This window comes from Streptomyces sp. NPDC002176 (genome assembly GCF_044903645.1).
Lineage (GTDB): Bacteria > Actinomycetota > Actinomycetes > Streptomycetales > Streptomycetaceae > Streptomyces.
The window spans coordinates 1,639,477-1,655,873 of sequence record NZ_JBJDQW010000001.1; the positions used below are offsets into that span (position 1 = coordinate 1,639,477).

The 16,397-nt window shown below is 72.8% G+C and carries 14 protein-coding genes; 6 read left to right on the forward strand and 8 right to left on the reverse strand.

From position 1 onward, the window contains the following. Positions 1-22 precede the first annotated feature (22 nt). The 7 genes from ACI2LY_RS07320 to ACI2LY_RS07350 form a co-directional block, all read right to left on the reverse strand. Complete coding sequence (locus ACI2LY_RS07320; RefSeq protein WP_404706291.1) at positions 23-2,566, reverse strand: polynucleotide kinase-phosphatase; 2,544 nt, start codon at positions 2,564-2,566, stop codon at positions 23-25. Next, positions 2,563-4,038, reverse strand: coding sequence for a 3' terminal RNA ribose 2'-O-methyltransferase Hen1 (locus ACI2LY_RS07325; protein ID WP_404706292.1), 1,476 nt, complete (start codon positions 4,036-4,038; stop codon positions 2,563-2,565). The genes ACI2LY_RS07320 and ACI2LY_RS07325 overlap by 4 nt, the downstream gene beginning before the upstream one ends. A 95-nt stretch (positions 4,039-4,133) precedes the next feature. Then, positions 4,134-5,057, reverse strand: coding sequence for an LLM class F420-dependent oxidoreductase (locus ACI2LY_RS07330; protein WP_404706293.1), 924 nt, complete (start codon positions 5,055-5,057; stop codon positions 4,134-4,136). A 91-nt stretch (positions 5,058-5,148) separates the two neighbouring features. Further along, a complete protein-coding gene (locus ACI2LY_RS07335) occupies positions 5,149-5,619 on the reverse strand; it encodes a DUF6099 family protein (protein WP_389002863.1) in 471 nt (156 codons plus the stop codon). A gap of 174 nt (positions 5,620-5,793) precedes the next feature. After that, complete coding sequence (locus tag ACI2LY_RS07340; RefSeq protein ID WP_404706294.1) at positions 5,794-6,138, reverse strand: nucleotide pyrophosphohydrolase; 345 nt, start codon at positions 6,136-6,138, stop codon at positions 5,794-5,796. Then, positions 6,135-7,301, reverse strand: coding sequence for an ATP-binding protein (locus ACI2LY_RS07345; RefSeq protein WP_404706295.1), 1,167 nt, complete (start codon positions 7,299-7,301; stop codon positions 6,135-6,137). Before ACI2LY_RS07345 ends, ACI2LY_RS07340 begins: the two co-directional genes overlap by 4 nt. A gap of 138 nt (positions 7,302-7,439) precedes the next feature. Beyond that, the gene (locus tag ACI2LY_RS07350) at positions 7,440-7,823 is read right to left on the reverse strand and encodes a cell division protein SepF (protein WP_393592327.1); all 384 of its coding nucleotides are present in this window, start codon (positions 7,821-7,823) and stop codon (positions 7,440-7,442) included. A gap of 239 nt (positions 7,824-8,062) precedes the next feature. Between ACI2LY_RS07350 and ACI2LY_RS07355 the strand changes: the two genes are divergently transcribed. The 5 genes from ACI2LY_RS07355 (at position 8,063) to ACI2LY_RS07375 (ending at position 14,575) form a co-directional block, all read left to right on the forward strand. Continuing rightward, a complete protein-coding gene (locus ACI2LY_RS07355) occupies positions 8,063-9,868 on the forward strand; it encodes a methylmalonyl-CoA mutase family protein (RefSeq protein ID WP_404706296.1) in 1,806 nt (601 codons plus the stop codon). Next, on the forward strand, positions 9,868-12,042 hold the full coding sequence (gene scpA, locus ACI2LY_RS07360) for a methylmalonyl-CoA mutase (protein ID WP_404706297.1): 2,175 nt from the start codon (positions 9,868-9,870) through the stop codon (positions 12,040-12,042). The genes ACI2LY_RS07355 and scpA overlap by 1 nt, the downstream gene beginning before the upstream one ends. A 7-nt stretch (positions 12,043-12,049) precedes the next feature. Continuing rightward, the gene (meaB, locus tag ACI2LY_RS07365; RefSeq protein WP_404706298.1) at positions 12,050-13,045 is read left to right on the forward strand and encodes a methylmalonyl Co-A mutase-associated GTPase MeaB; all 996 of its coding nucleotides are present in this window, start codon (positions 12,050-12,052) and stop codon (positions 13,043-13,045) included. A gap of 88 nt (positions 13,046-13,133) precedes the next feature. Continuing rightward, positions 13,134-14,066 (forward strand): DUF4232 domain-containing protein, encoded by a 933-nt coding sequence (locus ACI2LY_RS07370; protein ID WP_404706299.1) that lies wholly within the window; start codon positions 13,134-13,136, stop codon positions 14,064-14,066. Beyond that, entirely contained in the window at positions 14,063-14,575 is a 513-nt protein-coding gene (locus tag ACI2LY_RS07375; RefSeq protein ID WP_404706300.1) for an NUDIX hydrolase, read from the forward strand. Before ACI2LY_RS07370 ends, ACI2LY_RS07375 begins: the two co-directional genes overlap by 4 nt. 14 nt (positions 14,576-14,589) lie before the next feature. On the opposite strand, the gene ACI2LY_RS07380 is transcribed toward ACI2LY_RS07375, so the two are convergent. Next, positions 14,590-14,937: an SCO4225 family membrane protein gene (locus ACI2LY_RS07380; protein WP_389002890.1), complete on the reverse strand. Its 348-nt coding sequence runs from the start codon at positions 14,935-14,937 to the stop codon at positions 14,590-14,592. A gap of 162 nt (positions 14,938-15,099) precedes the next feature. On the opposite strand from ACI2LY_RS07380, the gene ACI2LY_RS07385 reads away from it, so the two are divergent. Further along, positions 15,100-16,332, forward strand: coding sequence for a cytochrome P450 (locus ACI2LY_RS07385; RefSeq protein ID WP_404706301.1), 1,233 nt, complete (start codon positions 15,100-15,102; stop codon positions 16,330-16,332). Positions 16,333-16,397 lie beyond the last annotated feature (65 nt).

Sequence of the window (16,397 nt, forward strand, 5' to 3'; positions counted from 1 at the left end):
CCCGCCAGGGTGAGCCGGTGGATCACAGGCGCGGGTCCACCGGCTCCGACTCCAGCGCGAGTACGCCGAACACCGCCTCGTGCACCCGCCACAGCGGTTCCCCGTCGGCGAGCCGGTCCAGGGCCTCCAGGCCGAGGGCGTACTCGCGCAGCGCCAGCGACCGCTTGTGGTTCAGGAACCGGTGGCGCAGCTTGGCCAGGTTGTCGGGGCGCGTGTACTCGGGTCCGTAGATGATCCGCAGGTACTCGCGGCCCCGGCACTTGATGCCCGGCTGCACCGGCCGTCCCTGTCCGTCGCGGACGAGCGCGCCGAGCGGTTTGACGACCATGCCCTCGCCGCCCCGGCCGGTCATCTCCAGCCACCAGTCGATGCCCGCCCGCACCGACTCCGGGTCGCCGGTGTCGACGTACAGGCGCCGGGTGGTCTGGAGCAGGCCGGACGCGTCGTGCTCCACCAGGCGGTCCAGCAGGGCGAGTTGCTCGTCATGCGGGAGTCCGGCGAGGCTGCGGCCGCGTACCGCGAGCAGCTGGAAGGGGGCGAGGCGGACGCCGTCCAGGCCGTCGGTGGTCCAGCAGTAGCGGCGGTAGGCGTCGGTGAACGCGGCCGCGTCGGCGGCGCGTTCACGCTGCCGGGCCAGGAGCGCGGACACGTCGGCGCCCCGGGCCCCGGCCGCCTCCAGCGCGGCGAGCGCGGGCGGGAACACGGCACCGGAGGCGGCGCCCACGGCGGCGTACTGGCGGCGCAGCAGCCCCTGCGACTTCAGCGACCACGGCATCAACTCGGCGTCCAGCAGCAGCCAGTCGGTGTCGAGCCGCTCCCACAGGTCCGCCTCGGTGACCGCCGCGCGGAGCCGCCCGAGGATCTCCTCGGTCACCGTGCCGTCGTCGAAGAACGGCCGTCCGGTACGGGTGTAGAGCGCGCCCGTGGGCCCCTCGCCCACGCCGAACCGCTTGGCGGCGGTCTCCGCGTCCCGGCAGACCAGGGCCACGGCCCGCGATCCCATGTGCTTCTCCTCGCACACGACCCGCTCGACGCCGTCCCGCGCGTACTGCGCGAACGCCTCGGCCGGGTGCTCCAGGTAGCCGTCCTCCCGGGAGGTGGGCGTCGGTGCCATGGTGGGCGGGAGGTACGGCAGCAGGCAGGGGTCGACCGCGAAGCGGCTCATGACCTCCAGGGCGGCGGCCGCGTTCTCCTCGCGCACCGCGACCCGGCCCAGGTACCGCGTGTCGACACCGCCGCGCCCGGTGACGTCGGCCAGGTCCAGCGGTCGTCCGTCCTGGCCGCCGGGCGCGTCGACGCGCAGCGGCCGGACCGGCTCGTACCAGGTCCGCTCGGCGGGGACGTCCACGATCTCGCGCTCCGGCCAGCGCAGCGCGGTCAGCTTGCCGCCGAAGACGGCGCCGGTGTCCAGGCAGATGGTGTTGTTGAGCCATGTGGCTTCCGGCACCGGAGTGTGGCCGTACACCACAGCCGCGCGGCCCCGGTAGTCCTCGGCCCACGGGTAGCGCACGGGCAGCCCGAACTCGTCGGTCTCGCCGGTGGTCTCGCCGTACAGGGCGTGCGAGCGGACGCGGCCGGAGGTGCGGCCGTGGTACTTCTCCGGCAGCCCGGCGTGGCAGACCACGAGGCGGCCGCCGTCCAGGACGTAGTGGCTGACCAGCCCGTCCAGGAAGCGTCGTACCTCGTCCTTGAACTCCTCGCTCTCGCCGTCCATCTGGGCCACGGTCTCGGCGAGGCCGTGGGTGTGCTGGACGGTGCGGCCCTTGAGGTAGCGGCCGAACTTGTTCTCGTGGTTGCCGGGCACGCACAGCGCGTTCCCGGACGCGACCATGCCCATCACACGCCGCAGCACGGCCGGGCTGTCCGGGCCCCGGTCGACCAGGTCGCCGACGAACACGGCGGTACGGCCCTCGGGGTGGACGCCGTCGGTGTAGTCCAACTTGGCGAGCAGCGACTCCAGTTCGGCGGAGCAGCCGTGGATGTCGCCAATGATGTCGAAGGGGCCGGTGAGGTGGGTGAGGTCGTTGTACCGCTTCTCGGTGACGACCGTGGCGCCCTCGACCTCGGCCACGCCGCGCAGCACATGCACCTTGCGGAAGCCCTCGCGTTCCAAGTGCCGTATGGAACGGCGCAGTTCGCGGGTGTGCCGCTGGATCACCCGGCGGGGCATGCCCGCACGGTCGGACCGGGCCGCGTTGCGCTCGGCGCACACCTCCTCGGGCACGTCCAGCACGATGGCGATGGGCAGCACGTCGTACTTCCTGGCCAGCTCGATCAGCTGCTTCCGGGCGTCCGGCTGGACGCTGGTGGCGTCGACGACCGTACGGCGTCCGGCGGCGAGGCGCTTGCCCGCGATGTAGTGCAGGACGTCGAAGGCGTCCTTGGTCGCGCTCTGGTCGTTCTCGTCGTCGGCGACCAGGCCCCGGCAGAAGTCGGAGGAGATCACCTCGGTGGGCGCGAAGTGCCTGCGGGCGAAGGTCGACTTGCCGGAGCCGGTGGCGCCGACGAGGACGACGAGGGAGAGGTCGGTGACGGGCAGCGCCCGCCCTGTGCTGGTCCCGGTCATGCGGCCTTCGCCTCCTTCTTGTCCTGCTCGGTGGTGTCGCGGTGGAAGACGGCCAGTTGGGTGGGCGGGCCGACCTCGGGGTCGTCGGGGCCGACGGGGCGGAAGTCGACGCGGTAGCCGTACCGTTCGGCGACGGCTGCCGCCCAGGTGCCGAACTCCGCGCGGGTCCACTCGAAGCGGTGGTCGCCGTGCCGTACGTGTCCGGCGGGCAGGGTCTCCCAGCGGACGTTGTACTCGACGTTCGGCGTGGTGACGAGGACGGTGCGCGGGCGGGCCGCGCCGAACACGGCGTACTCCAGCGCGGGCAGCCGGGGCAGGTCGAGGTGTTCGATCACCTCGCTGAGCACGGCCGCGTCGTAGCCGGTGAGCCGCTTGTCGGTGTAGGTGAGCGAGCCCTGGAGCAGTTGGACGCGGGACGCCTGCCGCTCGCCCATCCGGTCCAGGTGGAGACGGCGGGCGGCGATGGCGAGGGCGCGTGCGGACACGTCGACGCCGGTGATCTCGGTGAACCGCACGTCCCGCAGCAGCTCCCGCACGAGGTGGCCCTCGCCGCAGCCGAGGTCGAGCACGCGTGCGGCGCCCGCCTCGCGCAGCCCGGCGAGGATGGCCTCCCGGCGCTGGACCGCGAGCGGGGTGGGCCGGGGTTCGGCCTCGGCCTCCGCCTCGACGGCGTTGTCGATGTCCTCGACCTCGCTGTCGTCGGTCTCGGCGAGGCGCAGCAGCTCCAGCCGCTCCATCGCCTGCCGGGTCAGCGACCAGCGGCGGGAGAGGTAGCGGTTGGTGATCAGCCGCTGCTCGGGGTGGCCGGGCAGCCAGCCCTCACCGGCGCGCAGCAGCTTGTCGACCTCGTCGGGCGAGACCCAGTAGTGCTTGGCGTCGTCCAGCACCGGCAGCAGGACGTAGAGGTGGCGCAGCGCCTCGGCGAGGGTGAGCCGCTCCGACTCCAGCACCAGGCGGACGTAGCGGGAGTCGCCCCAGTCGGGGAACTCGGTGTCCAGGGCGACCGGTTCGGCGGTGACGTCCCAGCCGAGCGGGGCGAACAGGGCGCGCACCAGGTCCGGACCGCCCTTCGCGGCGACGGCGGGCACCTCGATACGCAGCGGCAGCGGGGCGGCGGCGCGCTCCGGGCGGGCCTTGCACACCCCGCGCAGGGCGGTGGAGAAGACGGAGCTGAGCGCCACGGCGAGGAGCGAGGAGGCCGCGTAGGGGCGGTCGTTGACGTACTGGCCGAGGGCGGCGTCGGGGGCACCGCCGCGGCCCTTGCCCTTGCCGCGCCGGATCAGCGCGATGGGATCGACCTCCAGCAGCAGCGCGGCCGTGCAGCGCTCCACCTCCGCCTCGGGGTAGAAGACGTGCGCGGTCCCGTGGGACGTGCTGAACGTCTGCGCGTTGCCGGGGTTCTTGTGCAGCAGGAACCCGAGGTCGGTGGCGGGGGTGGCGGCCGTGCCGCGTGTGGAGATCGTCAGGAACACATGTCCGAGTCTCGCGGTACGGAGGCCGCGTTGACCACCCGTTTTACGGAGTCGGGGCCCGCCTCGTGCTCGATGGCGGGCCCCGACTGCGGGCGTCAGGACAGTTGGGGCATGACCTCGGCGGAGATCAGCTCGAGCTGGTCCAGGTCGTCGAGGTCGAGCATCTGGAGGTAGACGCGCTCGGAGCCGACCTCCTGGAAGCGGCCGATCTTCTCGACCACCTCGGCCGGGGTGCCGGCCAGGCCGTTGGCCTTCAGCTCGTCGACCTCGCGGCCGATGACGGCGGCGCGACGGGCCACCTCGGCGTCGTCCCGGCCGACGCAGGCGACCAGGGCGTTGGAGTAGACGAGGGAGTCGGGGGCGCGCCCGGCCTCCTCGGCGGCGGCGCGGACCCGCCCGAACTGGCGCTCGGTGTCCTCCAGGGACGCGAAGGGGATGTTGAACTCGTCGGCGTAGCGGGCCGCGAGGCGCGGGGTGCGCTTGGCGCCGTGGCCGCCGATGAGCACCGGGATCTTGTGCTGCGCGGGCTTGGGCAGCGCGGGCGACTCGGTGAGGTCGTAGTAGGTGCCGTGGAAGTCGTAGGTCTTGTCGGCATCGGTGGCCCACAGGCCGGTGACGACCTCCAGCTGCTCCTCCAGGCGGGCGAACTTCTCCTTCGGGAAGGGGATGCCGTACGCCTTGTGCTCCTCCTCGAACCAGCCCGCGCCGAGGCCGAGTTCGACCCGGCCGCCGGACATCTGGTCGACCTGGGCGACCTGGATGGCGAGCACGCCGGGCAGCCGGAAGGTACCGGCGGTCATGAGGGTGCCGAGCCGGATGCGGCTGGTCTCGCGGGCGAGTCCGGCCAGCGTGATCCAGGCGTCGGTGGGTCCGGGCAGACCGCTCCCGCCGCCCATGCGCAGATAATGATCGGAGCGAAAGAAGGCGTCGAAGCCGAGATCCTCGGTGGCCTTCGCCACGGTGAGCAAGGTGTCGTAGGTGGCCCCCTGCTGGGGCTCGGTGAAGATACGAAGGTCCATGGCCTCCATCCTGCACGTCATCGGCCCGCCGGACCGCATCGGCACCACGGCCCCTCCCCGCCACCGCCCCCCTCCCCGCCACCGGCACCGCTCAGCCCGGCTCCCGCTCCGGCAGCAGCTCCTCCCTGGCCGCCAGCTTGCGCAGCATCTCCAGGACGCGGTCGCGGGACTCGTCCGCCGCGTCGATGGCCTCCATGCACTGCCAGTACACCGCCTCGTCGGACGCGGCGCTGGCTATGCCGACCAGGGCCATGCCCACCTCGCCGAGCAGCCCGCACAGGGACAGCAGGGTCCGGCGGGGGTCGGCCAGCTCGGTGAGCCGGGCGGCGAGCAGGTCCCCGGTGTCCAGCTCGGGGCGGTCCAGCACGCCGCAGCCCCGGCCCGCCAGCTCCATCAGCCCGAGCGCCTCCCCGCGCAGCTCGGGCGGCCCGGACACCGCCAGTCTGCTGCCGATCGCCTGCGACAGGGCCTGCGCCTGCCACACCTCCCTGAGCGTCCCCGGCGCGTCGGCACCCGCCACCAACGCCTCTCTGCCGATCTCGATGAGCCGTAACGCGTCCATCCGCCGCCCCGTCCCCGTCCGTCCGTTCGCCGCACACACGTCTTCACTACCCAGAGTGATGGCACTTGGGGCGAAAAGCCAGAGGAAGACGGAAATCTGTGGACAACAATTCGGAATCGGCAGGGAAATTGACTCCATAGAGTGATAGCGGAGTCCGTGAGTCCACCCGTCGGGTCAGGGCGCGTCGCCCGCTCCCGGCACCGGGAACCGCCCCTCGTTGCGCTCGATCTTCGCCGCCAGCGCGGCCAACGGGTCGACGCCCAGCACCTCGCACAGCTGGAGGAGGTAGGCGAGGACGTCGGCCACCTCGTCGGTGACGCGGTGCGCGGTGCCGGGGTCGTCCATGACGCGGGCCGACTCCTCGGGGGTCAACCACTGGAAGATCTCGACCAGTTCGGCGGCCTCCACGCTGAGCGCGGAGACGAGGTTCTTCGGGGTGTGGAACCGCTGCCAGTCGCGGGCGGCGGCGAACTCGGCCAGCCTGCGCTGGAGTCCGGCCAGATCGGGGTGTTCGGTCACGGCTCCAGGTGTACCACCGTGACGCCCGGTGTCCCGACGGCCCAGGCCGCGTCGCTGACCGCCCCCACCCAGCGAATATGGCCGCGCTCCCCCATCCGGGCCGCCGTGGCGAGGAGTTGGGACCGCTGGCCGGGGTCGAGGCAGCGGTCGAAACCGTCGGCGAGCACGGTGAGGGTGCGCAGCGCGTCCGGCACCTCCCCCGGCGCGTCCACGTCCAGCACCCCGGGCCCGGTCAGCAGCACCAGGGCCAGCGCGACGTAGCGCAGCTCGCCGTCGCCCAGCCGGGCCAGCTCGGTGCGGTGCCCGTCGCCCCGGTCGAGCAACGCCCGTACCGTGCCGTCCCGCAGCCGTTCGGCGGCCAGGTCGGCCACCGGGCCAGCGCACCCGGCGCGCACCACCTCGACCAGTCGGGCGTGCCGACGCCCGCACTCGGCCCGCGTACGGATCAGAACGTCGGCGAGGTTGTCGCAGCCGGGCAGCAGCCGCCCGGAGCCGGTGGGCACCGGGACCCGCATCCGGGCGGGCGCGGGGTCGCAGGGGAAGACGGAGCGCAGCGCGACGACCATCTGCTCGGCGGCGGCCAGCACCCGGCGCTGTCCGTCCGTCTTCCCGGCCACCCGCAGCGGCAGCAGGGTGGTGCCCAGCACGTCGTCGGGGAGCGGGGCGCGGGTCACCGGGGCGGCGCCCGCGGTGTGCCAGGCGGCCTGCACGGTCCGGCGTCCCGGGTCGCGCAGGGCGGTCTCCAGCAGGACGACCCCGCCCGCGCTGAGCCGCTCGCCCACGACGCGCAGCCGGGGTTCGGCCTGCACGGCCACGTCCAGCTGGACCGGGCCCTCGACGCCGTCCGCGGTGCAGCCGATCCGGAAGCCGCGCCGCCCCTCGGCGTCGGGCCGGGCCCGGTCGGGCACCCAGGCCGTCGGGTCCGGGAACACCTCGCCGAGTTCGGCCCCGCCGCCGAGCCGGGCGAGCGCCTCGTAGGCGGCGAGCGCGGTCGACTTTCCGGAGCCGCTCGGCCCGGCGAACAGGGTGACGGCGCCCAGCGGGAACGAGGCCCGGCGGTGTCCGGCGAACGCGGACAGCCGCAACTCGGTGATCCGGGCGCGCACGTCGTAGCCGTCGGGGAACGGGGCCGGAGGGGCGGTGGGGAGCGAGGTGACCGACATGAGCGGACCGTAGGACCGGCCGCGCGGGGCGAACCGTTTTCTCCCCGGACCTTCCTACGATCGGGCGACCGGTCCGGCCCCCGCCGCGCCACCCGCTCGGCCGAACCGTCTGAAGAACCTACGAGCGGGAAGCGCCGCTCAGCCGGACGCCTCCATGTCCATCAGTCCGCTGACCTCGGTGCCGGGCGGCGTGAGCAGGAAGACATTGCGGTCCACCCGGTGCATCCCGCTGCCCAGCCCGAACACCACGCCGGTACTGAAGTCCAGGACGCGCTTGGCGACATCGCCCTCCGCGCTGGACAGGTCCAGCAGCACCGGCACCCCCGACATCAGGGTCTCGGCGACGTCGCGCGCGTCCGCGAAGATGTTGACCCGCAGGACGACGAACCGGCGGCGCGCCTCGGTGTCCGCCTCCGGGAGCGCCCGGTGGCCGACCGCGGACGGCCACGCGTCCCGGCCTCGCAGCGGCACGACCTGGGCGAGCCCTTCCCACTGTTCATCGGTGACGTCGTAACGGCTCACCGGCTCCCCCTGACCTGACTCGCTTTCGATGCCTGCACCAGCCAATTCTTACGCCAAGTCACCCGTTCAGCCCAACAACGACACACTGTGCGACACAGCCCTGATCCGGCGTCCGGCCCATCTGCCGTGCACAGGGCGCCGGTAGGGCCCCCGGGAGGCCCGGATCACCATCGCAACGAGGGGAACGTCACAGGCCATCGTTCTGCTGTCACCTGAGCACCCTGTCCTAACATCCGAGCATGACGGTCCTGCCTGACGACGGGCTCCCCCTGGCCGCCGAGTTCCCTGACGCGACGCACGAGCAGTGGCAACGCCTGGTCGAGGGTGTACTGCGCAAGTCCGGCAAGGAAGTCTCGGGCGAGGCAGCTGAGGACGCCCTGTCCACGACGCTCGAGGACGGGCTGCGCACCCGGCCGCTGTACACCGCGCGCGACGCCGCGCCCGACCCCGGCCTGCCCGGCTTCGCGCCGTTCACCCGCGGCGGCCGCCCGGTGGGCAACACCCCCGGCGGCTGGGACGTACGGCAGCGGCACGCGGCCCTGTCCGACGGCTCGGTGCTGGCCGACCTGGAGAACGGCGTCACCTCGCTCTGGCTGGTGCTCGGCGAGGGCGGCTTCCCGGTCGCGGACCTCGGCCGGGCGCTGGACGGCGTCTACCTGGACCTCGCCCCCGTGGTCCTGGACGCGGGCGCCGACACCGAGGCGGCCGCGGACGCGCTGCTGAAGCTGTACGAGGAGCGGGGCATCGCCTCCGAGGACGTACGCGGCAGCCTGGGCGCCGACCCGCTGGGCCACGAGGCCCGCACCGGCACCCCGCTGGACTTCGCCCCCGTGGCCGCGCTCGCGGCCCGTGCCGCCGCGTACCCGGGGCTGCGCACGCTGACCGTGGACGCGCTGCCGTACCACGAGGCGGGCGGCTCGGCCGCGCAGGAGCTGGGCGCCTCGCTCGCCACCGCGGTGGCGTATCTGCGGGAGCTGACCGAGGCCGGGCTGAGCGCCGAACAGGCCGCCACTCAGCTGGAGTTCCGGTACGCGGCGACCGCCGACCAGTTCCTCACCATCGCCAAGCTCCGCGCGGCACGCCGCCTTTGGGCGCGAGTCGCCGAGGTGTGCGGGGCGCCGGGGGCGGGCGCGCAGGTCCAGCACGCGGTGACCTCGCCGGTGATGATGTCCCGACGCGACCCGTGGGTGAACATGCTGCGCACGACGGTCGCCACGCTGGCCGCCGGGGTGGGCGGCGCCGACTCCGTGACGGTGCTGCCGTTCGACCACGCGCTGGGCCTCCCCGACGCGTTCGCCCGCCGTATCGCCCGCAACACCTCCACGATCCTGGTCGAGGAGTCGCATCTGGCGCGGGTCGTCGACCCGGCGGGCGGCTCCTGGTACGTGGAGCAGCTGACCGACGAACTGGCGCACGCCGCCTGGGAGTTCTTCCGGTCGATCGAGCAGGAGGGCGGCCAGGCGGCCGTGTTGCGCTCCGGCCGACTCCGTGACGACCTCGCGCGCACCTGGGCGGAGCGGTCCGCGAAGCTCGCGAAGCGCCGTGAACCCATCACCGGGGTCAGCGAGTTCCCCTTCCTGGACGAGAAGCCGGTGCACCGCGAGCCCGCACCCGAGCCCGCGCCCGGCGGACTCCCGCGCGTGCGCCGGGACGAGGCGTACGAGGTGCTGCGGGCCCGCTCCGACGCCCACCTGGCGGCGACGGGCGCCCGCCCCCGGATCTTCCTCGCCACGCTCGGCCCGGCCGCCGAGCACACCGCCCGCGCCTCCTTCGCCGCCAACCTCTTCCAGGCGGGCGGCATCGAGCCGGTCATCGCCGGGAACTTCGAGGAGAGCGGCGCCGCCGAGGCCGTGCTCTGCTCCAGCGACGCCCGCTACGCCGAGGAGGCCGAGCAGGCCGCCGAAGCGCTCCGCGCGGCGGGCGCCCGGCAGGTGCACCTGGCGGGCCGCCCCGCCGAGTACGCGGGCGTCGACCGTTATGTCTTCGCGGGCTGCGACGCCGTCGCCGTACTGTCCGCGACCTTGGACCGAATCGGAGTGTCCTGATGGGAATCCCCGACTTCTCCGGCATCGAGCTGGGCACCCCGGCCGTCGACGGTGGCGCCGAGGAGTGGCGCGCCGCCGTCAAGCGGGACACCGGGGGCGCCGAGCCGCTGTGGGAGACCCCCGAGGGCATCGAGGTCAAGGCGCTGTACACCGGCCGTGACCTGGAGGGCCTGGACTTCCTGGACACGTATCCGGGCATGGCGCCGTACCTGCGCGGCCCCTACCCGACGATGTACGTGAACCAGCCCTGGACGATCCGGCAGTACGCGGGCTTCTCCACGGCCCAGGAGTCCAACGCGTTCTACCGGCGCAACCTCGCGGCCGGTCAGAAGGGCCTGTCGGTCGCCTTCGACCTGCCCACGCACCGGGGTTACGACAGCGACCACCCGCGCGTGACGGGCGACGTCGGCATGGCGGGCGTCGCCATCGACTCGATCCTCGACATGCGGCAGCTCTTCGACGGCATCCCGCTGGACAAGATGACCGTGTCGATGACGATGAACGGTGCGGTGCTGCCGGTGCTGGCGCTGTACATCGTGGCGGCGGAGGAGCAGGGCGTACCACCGGAGAAGCTGGCCGGGACCATTCAGAACGACATCCTCAAGGAGTTCATGGTCCGCAACACCTACATCTATCCGCCGAAGCCGTCGATGCGGATCATCTCCGACATCTTCGCGTACACCTCGCAGCGGATGCCGCGCTACAACTCCATCTCCATCTCCGGCTACCACATCCAAGAGGCCGGTGCCACGGCCGACTTGGAGCTGGCGTACACCCTCGCGGACGGTGTGGAGTACATCCGGGCGGGCCGGGAGGCGGGGCTGGACGTGGACGCGTTCGCGCCCCGGCTGTCGTTCTTCTGGGCGATCGGCATGAACTTCTTCATGGAGGTCGCCAAGCTGCGCGCGGCCCGGCTGCTGTGGGCCAAGCTGGTCAAGCAGTTCGACCCTCAGAACGCCAAGTCCCTGTCCCTGCGCACCCATTCGCAGACGTCGGGCTGGTCGCTGACCGCGCAGGACGTGTTCAACAACGTCACGCGCACCTGCGTGGAGGCGATGGCGGCGACCCAGGGCCACACCCAGTCGCTGCACACCAACGCCCTGGACGAGGCACTGGCGTTGCCCACCGACTTCTCCGCGCGGATCGCCCGCAACACCCAGCTGCTGATCCAGCAGGAGTCGGGCACCACGCGCGTCATCGACCCGTGGGGCGGCAGCGCGTACGTGGAGCGGCTGACGTACGACCTCGCGCGCAAGGCGTGGCAGCACATCCAGGAGGTCGAGGCGGCGGGCGGCATGGCGCAGGCCATCGACGCGGGCATCCCGAAGCTCCGGGTGGAGGAGGCGGCGGCGCGCACCCAGGCCCGGATCGACTCCGGGCGGCAGCCGGTGATCGGCGTCAACAAGTACCGCGTGGACACCGACGAGCAGATCGACGTGCTCAAGGTCGACAACTCCTCGGTGCGTACCCAGCAGATCGAGAAGCTGCGGCGGCTCCGCGCGGAGCGGGACGACACCGCGTGCCGGGACGCGCTGGACGCGCTGACCCGCGCGGCGGACGGCGAGGGCAACCTGCTGGAGCTGGCGGTGAACGCGGCCCGCGCCAAGGCGACGGTGGGCGAGATCTCGGACGCGCTGGAGAAGGTGTACGGCCGCCATGCGAGCCAGATCCGTACCATCTCCGGGGTGTACCGCAACGAAGCAGGCGAGTCCCCGTCGGTGGACCGCACCCGTGCCCTGGTGGACGCCTTCGAGGAGGCCGAGGGGCGCCGCCCGCGCATCCTGGTCGCCAAGATGGGCCAGGACGGGCACGACCGGGGCCAGAAGGTGATCGCCACCGCCTTCGCCGACCTCGGCTTCGACGTCGACGTCGGCCCGCTGTTCCAGACGCCGGACGAGGTCGCCCGGCAGGCGGTCGAGGCGGACGTGCACGTGGTCGGGGTGTCCTCGCTGGCCGCCGGTCACCTCACGCTGGTCCCGGCGCTGCGCGAGAAGCTGGCCGAGGAGGGGCGCGAGGACATCATGGTCGTGGTGGGCGGGGTGATCCCGCCGCAGGACGTGCCGACGCTGCTGGAGATGGGCGCCACGGCGGTGTTCCCGCCGGGCACGGTCATCCCGGACGCGGCGCACGACCTGGTGAAGCGGCTCGCGGCCGACCTCGGCCACGACCTCTGAGCCCGGCATGGCCGCGATCGATCTCGACACCTATGTGAAGGGCGTGCTGGACGGCAAGCGCGCCCTGGTGGCCCGCGCCATCACCCTGGTCGAGTCCACCCGCCCGCAACACCGCGCGCTGGCACAGGAGTTGCTGACCGAGCTGCTGCCGCACAGCGGGCGAGCGCGGCGGATCGGGGTGAGCGGGGTGCCGGGCGTGGGCAAGTCCACGTTCATCGACGCGTTCGGCACCATGCTGACCTCGCTCGGGCACCGCGTCGCGGTGCTCGCGGTGGACCCGTCCTCCACCCGCACCGGCGGCTCGATCCTGGGCGACAAGACCCGGATGGAGCGCCTCGCGGTGGACCCGCACGCGTTCGTCCGCCCCTCCCCCAGCGCGGGCACGCTGGGCGGGGTGGCGAAGGCGACCCGCGAGTCCATGGTGGTCATGGAGGCGGCCGGGTACGACGTGGTCCTGGTGGAGACGGTCGGCGTCGGCCAGTCGGAGACCGCGGTCGCCGACATGGTGGACTCCTTCCTGCTGCTCACCCTGGCCCGCACCGGCGACCAGCTCCAGGGCATCAAGAAGGGCGTGCTGGAGCTGGCCGACGTGATCGCCGTCAACAAGGCGGACGGCCCGCACGAGCGGGACGCGAAGGCGGCAGCACGTGAACTCGCGGGCGCGCTAAGGCTGATGCACGGTAAGGACGCCGTCTGGACCCCGCCCGTGCTGCACTGCAGCGCCCGCGAGACGAGCGGCCTGGACACGGTGTGGGAGCGCCTGGAGCAGCACCGCACCCTGCTGGACTCCACGGGCCGCCTCACCGCCAAACGGCGTGACCAGCAAGTGCGTTGGACCTGGTCGATGGTGCGCGACGAGCTGCTGGGCAGGCTGCACGCGGACCCCGAGGTCAGGCGGCTCGCACCGGACCTCGAACAGGAGGTCAGGGACGGCTCGTTGACGGCGACGCTGGCGGCGGACCGGATTCTGCGGGCGTTCGAGAAGCGGGACGGCACGCTGTGACAGCCCTGTGACCGGAGGAGTGGCTTCCACCACAGCCGGTGGGGGCCGCTCCTGATCGACTCACCGGATGCGCAGATCATTCGCAGGTATGGGCGTGCTCCTGGCTCTCGCCGGGTGCGGCACCGTCGAGCCCGGAGCGGGCGGGGGCGGGGTGCGCGCGGAGGCCCTGTGTCCATCGAAGGCCCCGCCCTACGGCGAGGTCCCTCGGGCCCGCCCCACGGACACCGCCGACGCCCCGCTCCCACCGGGCACGCCCAGCCCGGTGCCGTCCACCACGGGAACCGTCCGGGACGGGGTACGGATCACCCGCCTGTACGCCGGTGCGATCGACGAGGACGGCGCCTGCCGTTCGAGCTCGCTGACGGTGGAGTTCGAGGTGACCAACCCGGCCGCGCACGACATGACGTACACCATCGTCTTCGACGCCCGGGGCTACACCGGGGCGAGCCGGATCATGGGCCCGGTCGGCCCGGGCAGGACCGTACGCGGCAGGGTGGCGATGAGCCGGGGCCAGGGCGACCTCGCGGGCGGCACCAGCGTGTCGATCATGTCCGTGCGCAGTATCCCCAGCGCCGAGGCCCCGGCCCCCGGCGGCCCCTGCCCCGCCTCCGGTGTGCGCGTGTACGCCGACCAGGGGGACGCGGCGATGGGGCTGCGCGTGGTGGGCCTGCACCTGCAGAACTGCGGCACGAAGCCGTACACGGTCGAGGGCCGCCCCGAGCTGGAGATCATCGACGCCGATCACGAGCGGGTGCGGGGGATACGGATACTGCCCTCCGCCCAGGTCGCCCAGCTCGGCGGCCCGCCGGACGTGGTCCGGCCCGTCACCCTGCGCCCCGGCGAGCGCGCCCTGTCCGGCATCACCTGGCGCAACACGGTGCAGGCCGTCGGCGGCGCCGTGAACGCCCCCTACCTCCGCGTCCGCGCCAAGGCGGGCGCCGCGCCGGTGACGCTGACCCCGGAACTGGACCTCGGCACGACGGGCAGACTGGGGGTCGAGGCATGGCGGAAGGAGGAGTGACGCACCCTTCCGCCCGACAGGAAGGGGACGTGGTGGAGGACATCGCCTACGCCGACAAGGGGCGGCCCTCGCCGCACGCGCTCACCGGTGCCGGGGTCGCCGTGACCGACGCGGCGGGCCGGGTGCTGCTGGGCTGGTCGAAGAAGCGCGGGGTGTGGGAGCTGCCGGGCGGCAAGAACGACGCCGGGGAGGGCTTCGCGGAGGCGGCCGTGCGGGAGCTGGCGGAGGAGACGGGGCTACGGGCCGAGGCGGAGGACGCGCGGCTGCTGGCGCTGCTGATGGACTCCGTGCACGGCATCCCACGGGTCACGGCTGCGGTACGGGTGACCGCGTACAAGGGTGAACCGAGCGTGCGCGAGCCGGAGTTGATCGACCGCTGGGAGTGGCACGACCCGGCGACCCTGCCCCGGCCGCTGTTCACGCCGAGCGCGCATGTGATCGACACGGTGTGGCCGGGGTTGCTGACGGGGTTGCCGGTGGTGCATCGGTATCCGGTGGGGGGTTACTAGACGGCTCGGAGCTTTTAGGCGGCGGACCGGGTGCGGAACGCGCGTACCGCCATCCCGAGCAGCCCCGCGTTGACCAGCGCGCACAGCGTCACCCAGGCGGCGAAGAGCAGCGGGCTGAGCCAGTCCAGCGCGGGGTCCAGCTCGGGCGAGGGGGCGAGGTAGGCGACCGCACTGAAGGGGAGGGTGGCGCCGAAGGGCCAGATCGCGGCGAAGCCGGGGTCGGGCGTCAGGTAGACGGCGTACAGGAAGAACCCGAGCGCGGACCCGGCCACCACGAGGTAGCCGCGGGAGAGCCAGTTGTCGGTGGCGAGAGTCAGCCAGGCCCGAAGTCGGCCGGAACGGGGCCGTGTTGTGGATGCCATGCGCTTTCCCTTCCGCTGGGCGGGGTGGGGTACGGGTACCCAGGTGAGCGGCGCCTCAGACGGTGACGGTGCGCTCGCACGCACCGTTGCGCGAGCAGGAGCCGCACTCCTACGGTTGACCGTGGGGTGCCCCGCCTCCCCTCCCCCCACCTAGGAGCCCTCGTGCCCGAGCAGCCTCCCCTGGTCCTCGATCCCACCGGCGCCGATCATCACGCCGAGCACCGGGCGCTGCATGCCCGGGGCCCGGCCACGCAGGTGGACATCCTCGGGGTCACGGCCTGGTCGGTGAGCGACCCGGCCTTACTGAAATCCCTCCTGACCAGCCCGGACGTCTCGAAGGACCCCCGTGCCCACTGGCCTGCCTTCGCCGAGACGGCCCCGACCTGGCCGCTGGCGCTCTGGGTGGCGGTGACCAACATGTTCACGGCGTACGGCGGCGATCACCGCAGGTTGCGCCGCATGGTCGCCCCGGCGTTCAGCGCCCGCCGGATCGCGGCACTCCAGCCGGTGATCGAGTCGCTCGTGACGGACCTGCTGGACGCGCTGGCGGCCCGCCCTCCCGGCGAGACCGTGGACCTGCGCGAGCACCTCGCCTACCCCCTGCCCATCACGGTGATCAGCAGACTGATGGGCGTACCGGAGGTGCACACGCCGGAGTTCCGCGCGGCGGTGGACGGCGTCTTCGACACGACGCTGACCGTGGAGCAGGCGACGCAGAACACGAGGTCGCTGTACAAGTGGCTGGACGCGCTGATCGAAGCGAAGCGAGTGACTCCGGCCGACGACCTGACCTCCACCCTCCTCATGACCCGCGACGAGGAGGGCGCGGGCGACGCCCTCACCCACGAGGAACTGCGCGACACCCTGCTCCTGGTGATCAGCGCGGGCTACGAGACGACGGTGAACGTCATCGACCAGGCGATCACCACCCTCCTGACGACCCCCGCGCAACTGGCCCACGTCCGCGAGGGCCGCGCGAGCTGGAGTGACGTGGTCGAGGAAACCCTCCGCCACGAACCGGCCGTAAAACACCTCCCCCTCCGCTACGCGGTCCGCGACATCCCCCTCCCAGACGGCCGCCGCATCCTGGCCGGCGACCCGATCCTCGCCTCCTACGCGGCCGCCAACCGCCACCCGTCCTGGCACGGCCCGTCGGCCGACGACTTCGACGCGACCCGCCCGACCAAGGACCACCTGGCCTTCGGCCACGGAATCCACTTCTGCCTGGGCGCTCCGCTGGCTCGGCTGGAGGTGGGGACGGTGTTGCGGGGGTTGTTCGAACGGTTTCCGGGGGTGGAACTCGCGGTGCCGGTGACGGAGTTGCGGCCGGTGCCGTCACTGATCAGTAACGGGCACAGGGAGGTGCCGGTGCGGCTGAGGCGACGCCGGAGGTGAGTGGAGGGTCACGCCCCTTACAGCAGAGCCGAGCTGACACCTCGGCGCTCAGCAGCCATGAACCT

Excerpts from the sequence above, each read along its gene's own strand:
- ACI2LY_RS07355 (WP_404706296.1), top strand. The coding sequence starts at position 8,063 with ATGACGGTCCTGCCTGACGACGGGCTCCCCCTGGCCGCCGAGTTCCCT.
- ACI2LY_RS07370 (WP_404706299.1), top strand. The coding sequence starts at position 13,134 with ATGGGCGTGCTCCTGGCTCTCGCCGGGTGCGGCACCGTCGAGCCCGGA.
- ACI2LY_RS07380 (WP_389002890.1), bottom strand. The coding sequence starts at position 14,937 with ATGGCATCCACAACACGGCCCCGTTCCGGCCGACTTCGGGCCTGGCTG.
- meaB (WP_404706298.1), top strand. The coding sequence starts at position 12,050 with ATGGCCGCGATCGATCTCGACACCTATGTGAAGGGCGTGCTGGACGGC.
- scpA (WP_404706297.1), top strand. The coding sequence starts at position 9,868 with ATGGGAATCCCCGACTTCTCCGGCATCGAGCTGGGCACCCCGGCCGTC.
- ACI2LY_RS07320 (WP_404706291.1), bottom strand. The coding sequence starts at position 2,566 with ATGACCGGGACCAGCACAGGGCGGGCGCTGCCCGTCACCGACCTCTCC.
- ACI2LY_RS07345 (WP_404706295.1), bottom strand. The coding sequence starts at position 7,301 with ATGTCGGTCACCTCGCTCCCCACCGCCCCTCCGGCCCCGTTCCCCGAC.
- ACI2LY_RS07330 (WP_404706293.1), bottom strand. The coding sequence starts at position 5,057 with ATGGACCTTCGTATCTTCACCGAGCCCCAGCAGGGGGCCACCTACGAC.
- ACI2LY_RS07335 (WP_389002863.1), bottom strand. The coding sequence starts at position 5,619 with ATGGACGCGTTACGGCTCATCGAGATCGGCAGAGAGGCGTTGGTGGCG.